The following is a 1,803-nucleotide window of genomic DNA, read 5'->3' as shown; positions in this document are numbered from 1 at the left end:
AGAGCTTTCTTTTCTAATTCTTGCTGTTCTGTCTTTGTCATCTTATCTGAATAATGTATAAATTAAAAATTTAGTATTCAGACAAGGTTATATTTACACTCTCATCTCATCTTCTAATGTATAGCGAGTATCTTTGTTACCCCATCTCTTTACAGAGTTTGTAAACTATAATCTAAACATGCTCATATCTTTTTGGATCAGGTCGCTTCTGGATTTCTATAGAAGAAATTCTTTTTTCAGTGGTAGTTATCAAAAATACCTTCTTATACGATTTGTGATTAAAAAATTCGTATAAATTCATTGAATTATTTTTTCTTTATGCAAGGCAAAAAAATCAAGCATAGTTATAGCTACGGTTTATTTTTTAAACGAAGTAGAAAGGAAAAAGAAACGATGAATATGCGAAATTTTTAGTTGTAAATCGTATTATACCATATTGCAAAAGAAAGATTAGAATTTTGCAAATGGTACCACTTCGCAAAGAAGTACGACCTCGACAAGATTTACATTCATAACCTCAAACAGCTTTTATATAATACTGAAGTTTCGCACCCTTAGTTTAGGGTTGTTTCAGATTGTTTTCTTGGTATCAGGAAATTAAATTCTTCGATGTTTCCTATTATTTTAGAGACAGTTCGTTCTATATCGAGATTATCTACAATTAATTCCAAAACGGCTATTATTTGCATTACTATCCTTAATATCCTTTGGTTGAGTTTGTATTTGATGTATTGTTGTTTTAGTTCTCGAAATAGTCCCCCAATAGTTTCGTAGGCTTCCATGCGATACCGTATGCTAGTGAGCAAGTATTGTATCATTGCTATAGTTGTTTGTGCCACTTGTACGTCAAAATTAGTGGATTGGCATTTGCCTAATCCAAACAATTGCTTCATTTCTTTAAAGAACACTTCAATGGTCCATCGTATGTTGTAGGTTTCTATCATTTTAACAAAGCTAAGGCTTGTGTCTGTTGATAATATGGTGTGCCATTTTCCATTCACCCCTTTTTTAGAAAGGAAGATTAGGACTTGGATACCATCAATTTTTGCGTAATATTTTCGGTAGTAAAAATTCATTTTCCTGCACCTTTTTGGTTTCTCCTTTTTCTTCTTAAGTGCTTTGATGGTAACTTCTTTATTTTCAATAATCAAAGTGCTGTTGTATTTGTACATTCCTATAATTTCGACATTAGTGTCTACTGATTTAAGTTGCTTGACCACACTTAGGGAGGTAAACCAGCTATCCATAAGGATGTAATCTATCCTGATCTTACGTTTACAGATCCGTTTGAAGATTTGGATCATTATAGAGGTCTTCTTTGAATTGAGCTCTAAAAAACGCTGGGATGCTTTGGTTGTCTTGGGACGTATAGTGGATTGTTGGTTTTTCCGTTCTTTAGGGGTAAGCCCATATTTGGTGGTTTTACTTTCCCTATGAAAGCTGAAATCTACTGGAACAAGTACACTACCATTCCAATACCCTGCTACCAATAGCTTGAAACCAAAGATATACCGTTTGGTTACATGGTTGTATATTTTAGAAATACCTTCTATAGTTTTTCCTGTTTTAGGAATGTCGGTATCATCAAAAACCAAACATTTTAGATCATTATCTGGTGGAGTGAAATCATTGTCTTTTTCCAAATATTGGGATACAAATGATAAAAGAAGCCTTCTCCAGTCTATTTTTTGATTGGACAATATCCGATAGTAGGCATCCTTACCAAAATTAAAAATACCTTTTTCAGAATTTCTCACAAAGGAATGAATTGTTTGATGTCCTAAGACCGGTAAAACCAAGAGT

The 1,803-nt window shown here is 33.1% G+C and carries 1 protein-coding gene and 2 pseudogenes; all 3 read right to left on the bottom strand.

The features are described 5' to 3' along the window. Nucleotides 1-111: 111 nt before the first annotated feature. A pseudogene (locus F0000_RS28495) lies at nucleotides 112-268 on the bottom strand (IS1595 family transposase); the annotation flags it as partial. 151 nt (nucleotides 269-419) lie between these two features. Next, nucleotides 420-538, bottom strand: a pseudogene (locus F0000_RS27170) (IS1595 family transposase); the annotation flags it as partial. Between the two features lie 16 nt (nucleotides 539-554). After that, a partial coding sequence (locus F0000_RS27165) for a transposase (protein ID WP_149627828.1) occupies nucleotides 555-1,803 on the bottom strand: 1,249 nt, incomplete at its 5' end.

It is taken from the genome of Aquimarina sp. RZ0, from assembly GCF_008370685.1.
In the GTDB taxonomy this organism is placed as follows: domain Bacteria; phylum Bacteroidota; class Bacteroidia; order Flavobacteriales; family Flavobacteriaceae; genus Aquimarina.
Note: the sequence above shows the minus strand (reverse complement) of the source record. Positions and strands in the feature narration are given on the sequence as shown.